General features: G+C 64.8%; 9 protein-coding genes. 6 read left to right on the forward strand and 3 right to left on the reverse strand.

Translation table 11 applies throughout. The features are described 5' to 3' along the window. From U9980_RS18430 to U9980_RS18440, 3 genes are all read left to right on the forward strand, one after another. Positions 1–832: transposase (locus U9980_RS18430; protein ID WP_322769050.1), on the forward strand; the 832-nt coding region annotated here is incomplete at its 5' end. 390 nt (positions 833–1,222) lie between these two features. Then, on the forward strand, positions 1,223–1,636 hold the full coding sequence (locus tag U9980_RS18435; protein ID WP_322769051.1) for a hypothetical protein: 414 nt from the start codon (positions 1,223–1,225) through the stop codon (positions 1,634–1,636). A gap of 36 nt (positions 1,637–1,672) precedes the next feature. After that, complete coding sequence (locus U9980_RS18440; RefSeq protein WP_322769052.1) at positions 1,673–1,912, forward strand: hypothetical protein; 240 nt, start codon at positions 1,673–1,675, stop codon at positions 1,910–1,912. A 79-nt stretch (positions 1,913–1,991) separates the two neighbouring features. Here the strand turns inward: U9980_RS18440 and U9980_RS18445 are convergent, their stop codons facing one another. From U9980_RS18445 to U9980_RS18455, 3 genes are all read right to left on the reverse strand, one after another. Further along, a complete protein-coding gene (locus U9980_RS18445; protein ID WP_322769053.1) occupies positions 1,992–2,708 on the reverse strand; it encodes a hypothetical protein in 717 nt (238 codons plus the stop codon). Between the two features lie 168 nt (positions 2,709–2,876). After that, entirely contained in the window at positions 2,877–3,545 is a 669-nt protein-coding gene (locus tag U9980_RS18450) for a hypothetical protein (protein WP_322769054.1), read from the reverse strand. Between the two features lie 208 nt (positions 3,546–3,753). Beyond that, the gene (locus tag U9980_RS18455) at positions 3,754–3,948 is read right to left on the reverse strand and encodes a hypothetical protein (protein ID WP_322769055.1); all 195 of its coding nucleotides are present in this window, start codon (positions 3,946–3,948) and stop codon (positions 3,754–3,756) included. A gap of 354 nt (positions 3,949–4,302) precedes the next feature. Here U9980_RS18455 and U9980_RS18460 point away from each other — a divergent pair, with 354 nt between their 5' ends. From U9980_RS18460 to U9980_RS18470, 3 genes are all read left to right on the forward strand, one after another. Beyond that, positions 4,303–4,467, forward strand: a complete 165-nt coding sequence (locus U9980_RS18460) for a hypothetical protein (protein WP_322769056.1) — start codon at positions 4,303–4,305, stop codon at positions 4,465–4,467. A 5-nt stretch (positions 4,468–4,472) separates the two neighbouring features. After that, entirely contained in the window at positions 4,473–4,952 is a 480-nt protein-coding gene (locus U9980_RS18465; protein ID WP_322769057.1) for a hypothetical protein, read from the forward strand. 202 nt (positions 4,953–5,154) lie between these two features. After that, complete coding sequence (locus tag U9980_RS18470; protein ID WP_322769058.1) at positions 5,155–6,753, forward strand: restriction endonuclease; 1,599 nt, start codon at positions 5,155–5,157, stop codon at positions 6,751–6,753. Positions 6,754–6,850: the final 97 nt, after the last annotated feature.

Below are 6,850 nucleotides of genomic sequence, written 5' to 3' on the forward strand. Positions count from 1 at the left end.
GGTCGAGGACCGGACCCGGGCGGTGCAACGCCTGGAGAAGGTCATGACGGACTGTGGGATCAAGCTGACGTCGGTGGCATCCGAGCTGCTGGGGAAGTCCGGCCGGGCGATGATCGACGCGATGCTCGGCGGGGAGGAGGACCCCGAGGTGCTGGCCGACCTCGCGCGGCGCCGACTCCGTGTCAAGATCCCGCAGTTGCGTGACGCGCTGGCCGGGCGGCCACTCGCCGATCACCAGAAGGTGCTGGTCCGTCAGCTGCTCGCGCAGATCGATCTGTGCGACAGCGCGGTCGCCGAGCTGGACCGGACGGTCGAGGTGATGCTGGCTCCTTTCGCGGAGCTGGTGGAGCGGGTGACGACGATTCCCGGGGTGGGCCAGCGGACGGCGCAGTGCCTGATCGCTGAGGCCGGGATGGACATGACCCGGTTCCCGACCGCGGGACACCTGGCGTCCTGGGCGGGGATCTGCCCGGGCAACCACTCCTGCGCCGGCACGTCGCGGACGGGTCGCACCCGCCAGGGCTCCACCTGGCTGCGGACCGCGCTGACCGAGGCCGCCCACGCCGCCGCGATGACCCGCGAGACCTACTTCGCCGCGCACTACGCCCAGATCCGGGGCCGCCGCGGGGTCCAGAAAGCCGTCGGCGCGATCCGTCACGACATCCTCGTCGCCTACTGGCACATCGTCGCCGAGGAGACCGTCTACCGCGAGCTCGGACCGGACTGGGCACAGCGCCGCCACGGCACCGACGCCCAGCAGAAACGGCTCGTCGCGCAACTGGAGAAACTCGGCCTGAAAGTCACCATCGAACCCGAAGAAAAAGCCGCTTAGGCATTCAGGCGGCGTCCTCAGCGCCGTTTACGCACGGTGGACCTCGTCGGGGCCTGGTACCCGGCGCAATGCCGCATGCCCCGATCCAGCCCCTCTCCGTCTTCCTCGGTCACTCCGAGTAGCGAGCGTCTAGGGCCTTTGGTCCTCGGGGCGCCGCCGCGGGGCGCGTTCCAGCCCCTGCGTGGTCGCCCTATCCTCACCTCAGAGGGTTGTCGAGTGATGGGGTTTAATTGGACCATGCCAGATCGAACGGCTGACGGTCGCACCATACTGGGACCCGACGCGCTGGCACATCTCCGAGTCCCGCCGACCGGAATCTGTTGGTGGTGCCGGGAACGACCTGCCGCCACCGGTGAACACAAGTTCAAGTGCACGGATCTAACTCGACTGATGGGTAGCGGCGGTTCTCTGCTCTGGGGGAGAGGAGACGGCGACAGGCGTGAGATCAATGGCCGTAGCGGTGTCAGGCGGGATCGCTACGGAGTGATCAAATTTCCTAAGTCGCTGTGCGAACCGTGTAACAACAAGCGGTCCAAGCCCTTCGACAACGCTTACGAAGTATACTCGCACTATGCCAGCCGATACTGGCTGCGAATTATGCCTGGCATCGACTTCCAGCAAGTTTTCGGCACCGAATGGGAGGCGTCCACGCTCAACCTAGCTCGCTACTACGGCAAGCATTTCGGCTGCAGAATGGTGCGCACAGGCATTCCGGTACCGGACTCGCTGCGCGAGTTCCTGGACGGCGCCGAGGATATGCCGGACGCTCAAATGGCCATGATCACCACAGACGCGATCCACTAAGACTACAAGAACGGCTTGTCGATAAGCCCGGACTTCGTGGAGGCCGACAAGAGCATCAGCCGCCTCGTGCGTTACGTGCTGGCCGCGTACATCGGCTCTATCGGCGTTCGCTACGAATGGTCTGTGGAAGGTTTGGCCGAGCGATCGCAGTTCTTCCACTACCCGAATCCGATCATCAACCGCTTTGAAGACGAGCTTGCCGTGTGTGAGGGCCGCACCCGTGATCCCGGACTATTCACATCTCTGCTCCGGTGGGCCAGTCAAACGAGCGAGTAACCTCCATCACTGCCGGAATTCTCGTATGGATCTCCTAGGATCGCTGGGTCACGAGGGGCGGAGGCCTTTGTCCGCCGCTTTACAGTAATGCCTCGACGGCGACGACATCGCGGGGCGGGACAGCGCCTTTACAGTCTATGATCCACACACCCGCCCGACCGGCGGGATCGCCTCGTATGGCCGAATAAAGGTACCAGGACGCCGCAATCAGCGCCGGTTTCCCTACTTCCTGCGACCGGAACTTGACTATGCATCTCTTGGACGCGGCGCTAAAAGTCTCTCGAAGGTTTCCCCCGAAAGCGCTTGCGATGTCCTGGACGATTTCAGGCACGGCAAGATAGTCGTGATTGCCGACCGCGCCGGGATGAAGATGGGTCTCCCGCACGAGCATGGCATATGGGCCGTGGTGGAATGCGTCAGTGGTCTTGAACCGGTAGAGCCATCCGCCGTCACCACCCGCGCCCCGTTCGAGCTCGGCTCGGAAATTTCGCCACTCCGGCTCGGTCACCTCGTTTCGGACAAGATCGTAAAGCGTGGACCATAGCCTGTCGACCATCTGGCCGAGTGGAAGGATGCCGTCGCGGAAAAACGACTCCGGATCGACCGTTCGGGTTCCGTGGAAATAGTACGATCCGTCGAACCGGACCGACTCGATGTCGACACCGATCGACGACAGAAATGTCGTCACGACTTCTTCCTCGCGCTCGCCGCTCAAGCCCGTTTCGATGTCCCGCTCGCTCACTGCTCTGACGAGAGAATCCGCGTGGATACGAAATGCAGCGGCGAGCGATCCCAATGCTGACGACGCATCTTGGCAGTCGAGGTAAAGCATTGTCGCCCCCGCTCGCGAACGTGGTTGGACTGTCGGAGGCCACCGGTAGGTCCTCGCGACCGATCGTGGGATCGAGAGGTATCTCCGGTAGGGAGACGCTGGCGGTGCGGTCGACTGCAACGACGGCGAGCGTCACCAGGCTCGCGACGATGTTCCCCGCCTAGGTCCACCGGGATTCCGAACTCCTTCGATGATCTTCGCGAGGCGTTCGACGGCCTTGGCGTGCTGCCCACGAGCCAGCACGTAGCCGAGGACCAGGTCCGGATCAAGATCGCCACGACTGTGCAGTTCCTGGAGTACGCGAACGGCCGCGTCCTTCCCGAACCCGTTCGTCCAGCCGTTGTTTCCTACCCGCTGGATACTCTCGAGCGCTTCACGCAGGTGCTCCGACCGGTCGTCCGGACTGATCGTCCCTTGTGACAGATCCAGAGCCTTGGCCTCGACGGCCCAGCCGCGCAGCGGCGTGGCGACCGACTCGACGACCGCGAGCGACCCGCCTCGGGCGTGCCTCATCGCCAAGTGGATGGTCTCGTAGTCCGGCACGTACGCGAGCACCGATGCGGGCCGAACCCCGACACGAGAGCTGCGTGGCGTGGTGGCTGCGTACCTTCGCACGAACTGGCTGATGACCTGCGAGCCGGCGTCCCACTGCGCCTGCGTCGGCGTAACCAGCAGCGGCTCGACGTTGAGCCGTTCGGCCTCCCGCTGCACCCAGGCCGCCGCCAACTCGGCTGCGTCGTCCCAGTCTCGCTCCTGGTCGTCGTCAGGTACCCAGCTGGCCCCGTAGTCGATCTCCGGCATGGCGCGACGCTATCGCATCACTCCGACAGAAATGCCGCGCCGACGGCGCCCAGGCACGGGCCCGCCGACCTGCCGCGGCGCGGAACGAACGCGGGAGCAATACGGGTGTCGACAACGGCGACCCCGCAAGGGCGCGGGACCAGCGACCGGCGACCGGCGCCGCGCAGGTAGGCGTCCTCTGCCGCTCATTGGCGTGGATGGGCACGGTCTACGCACCCCGCAGGAACGCAGCGACCGCGATGCAGAGCGCGAGCGTGCCGCCGGCCGCTGCGCCGCCACCGAGGACCGCGGCGGGCACGCCCGCTCCGGTCAGAACAGTCAGGCCGCCGGCGACCAGCCCGACGATGACGGCGAGGGCCGCGGACAACGCGAGGACGAGGAGGCGGACGGGGTCGGGACTCACGATGCTCTCCGGACGCGCCCCAATCCCCCTGGCTGGCCGGGGCGCTGGAGGCAGCGCGGAGCGGACCCTTCACGATCGTCCCCCCGGGGGTGCCGCCAGCGGATGTGTCCGTCGCGCCGTTCGGCCTTCGGCCCGGACACGGCCAGGGATGGCGCGTCCAGACATGGGAACCCCGAAATGACGACTACACCCTACCGGGCCATCAGGCGGCCGGTGTCGGGCGAGCTGCCAGGCTGCGTAGGCGTGAGCACTGTTCCGCACCGGTTGGTTGGAACTCGCGCCTGAGCTAAGGGGGCGCCAGATGAAGTCGCGGCGCTCGGAACGGATTTATAGTCCGACTGTCGTGCTGTAGGTATGACACAGATCGACGAACTGGCGTATCAGCGCACGGAGTGGCCCATGGTGGAGGACCTCGCGGACGACGAGCGTGAGCCGACCGCGGCCGAGGCGACGGCCTGGCGTCGCGACGGCGTGTTCCTGCCCGAGCCGAGGCAACCCCCGAGCAGTTCCCGCGCCTGACGAACATGTCGGCCGGGTTCTTCTTCGACGGCATGGTCCGTCCGGTGGAATCGGCTCCGCCGGAGTTCGTCACGCTGACGATGCTCCACGCCTCGGGACTAGACCTGGTCGCCGCGGTCGGGCAGTGGAACATGCTGTGGGAAGCAGCCCAGTTCCGCCGCCGCTTCTTCGACCTAGACGAGCTGCCGGAGCCGATGGCAGCGATCGTAGACCTCGGTGACGTCAACATCACGTTTGTGCCGCGCACACGATCGCGGTACTTCGAGTACGCGCCGCTGCTGCACATCCTGCCCAAGCGGGTTGTCGACAGGTTCGGGCTGCCGACGCTCCGCGGCGGCCAGTGGCCGTTCCTGGCCGACTACGCCGGTGTTCGAGGCCCGGCTCGCCCGCGCGTGGGCGGCGACGGTGTGGCCGCACCTTGTGTCGGGCTCGACGATGGGCGCGTTTTCGGCCGATCCATCCGCGCGCGATGTCGAACCAACTGAAACGGCCGTACCTGACAGCAGCCGGCTCAGATACCCCGCCGAACTTGTCGCTAACGCTGATCAACATAGATAGGTAACGGTGCATCCTGAATCTTCTGCGATCACGACCGGGGCATCTCCCGAAACGAACTCAATCGATCACCGCTGGTCGCTATGCTGAGACTCCGCGTTGATGGTCGCTGACGGGGAGCGATGAGCGATGGTGCAGTCAGGTGGCGGGCAGTCGGAATGGCAGCAGCGACGCGCTGCGGCCGTCCGGGCCGAGCGGGAGGCCACGCAACAACGTAAACGCGAAGCGGCTGCGCAAGCGAAGCAGGACGCGCGGGACCAGCGCGACCGGGAGCAGGCCCAGCGCCAGCAGTCGGTGGACGATGACAATGCCGCCGCGACGGCTCATATCGCGGAGCTCGGCAGAAACCTTCTGCTCAACGTCTTGGGGTTTGCTGCCTTCACTGTGTCCGTGCTGGAGGCCGTACCGGAGCAAGCGGTCCTTCGGCCGGGACGACTGTCGGTCCCCGGCACGGCGCCGAACTGGGAGGACTATGCGCCTCCTGCTCCTGGTCGGGCCAGCCGTCTGGTGGGCGGGTCGGGTCGATACCAGCGGGAACTCGACGCGGCTCGCATCCAGTGGGAAGCCGACACCGCCGAGTTCCAGCGGGCCGAAGCCGACCGGCTGCGGGCACTTGATGCCGCTCGCGCCCGACACGACCAGCATGTAACCGCGATCCACGACCGTGCCGCAGCCCACAACGCCCGCCTCGCAGCGCAGTGGGCGGCGTGTATGGAGGGCGACCCGGAGGCAGTCGAGTGGTTCGTCGGCCAGGCGCTCGCGGCCACCTCCTATCCTGACGGCTTTCCCGTCACCAGGAAGATCGCCTACAGGCCGCAGGAACATGACATTGTCGTTGAGGTCGAGTTCCCGCGACGGTCCGTGATTCCCGAGATACGGGAGTACAAGTTGTTTAAGACCGCGGCCGAAGTTAGGGCGGTGAAATGGAAAGAGCCTGAAATCAAGAAGCTTTATGCGCAGCTCGTCGCGTGGATGACGCTACGAATAGTACATGAGGTGTTCGAGGCTACAAAGACGCTTGATCTCGTCGATGTGGTTGTCTTCAACGGAACAGTCACGGACGTAGCACCGGCGACCGGCAAAGATACATTGTACCATCTGGTCAGCCTCGAACCCGAACGGTCCCTATTCGAGTCCAGCCTCGAACTCGACCGTGTCACCGACCCAATCGGATGCCTACGCGAACTGGGCGCGAAGGTCTCGCCAAACCCTTACGACTTGGAGGCTGTGAAGCCTGTTGTCACGTTCGACCTCCGTCGGTTCAGGCTCGCTAACGACGCAACCGAGCTATCCGATCTCGACTCTCGGCCGAACCTCCTGCAACTCACGCCAAGCGAGTTCGAGAAGCTCATTGAGAAGCTACTCAAGGCCATGGGAATTGAAGCTTACCGCACCGTCGACTCGCGCGACGACGGAATCGACGTCGTCGCGACCAAGGACGACATCATATTCGGAGGCATCTGTCTTGTGCAGGCCAAGCGCACTAAGAATCGAGTCGAGCTCGGAACAGTCCAAGCTGTCGCCGGCTCCATGAACGACCATAACGCCGCCACGGGAATGGTCGTTACGACCTCATGGTACGGACCGTCGAGCATCGCGTTCGCCAAACGAAACCGCATCACGCTCATCAAAGGTGCCGAACTGAAACACATGATCAGAAGGTACCTCGACCTCGATGTCATCCCCGGAGTCGTCGAACCCCGAGGACGACGCGGGACGGCAAGCTCGTGATGTTCGGCCAGTGAACAACCCATGATCGGCACCAGTCCGCCCGCCAATGATTCCTGTGCTCCAAACTCGCGTCGAACCGCGCGATCCTGGCATGGGT

Source organism: Protofrankia sp. Cr1, from assembly GCF_963555865.1.
Lineage (GTDB): Bacteria > Actinomycetota > Actinomycetes > Frankiales > Frankiaceae > Protofrankia.

Bases quoted from the DNA above. Each gene is read 5' to 3' on its own strand.
- U9980_RS18435 (WP_322769051.1), top strand. From the start codon at position 1,223: ATGGGTAGCGGCGGTTCTCTGCTCTGGGGGAGAGGAGACGGCGACAGG.
- U9980_RS18450 (WP_322769054.1), bottom strand. From the start codon at position 3,545: ATGCCGGAGATCGACTACGGGGCCAGCTGGGTACCTGACGACGACCAG.
- U9980_RS18460 (WP_322769056.1), top strand. From the start codon at position 4,303: ATGACACAGATCGACGAACTGGCGTATCAGCGCACGGAGTGGCCCATG.
- U9980_RS18465 (WP_322769057.1), top strand. From the start codon at position 4,473: ATGTCGGCCGGGTTCTTCTTCGACGGCATGGTCCGTCCGGTGGAATCG.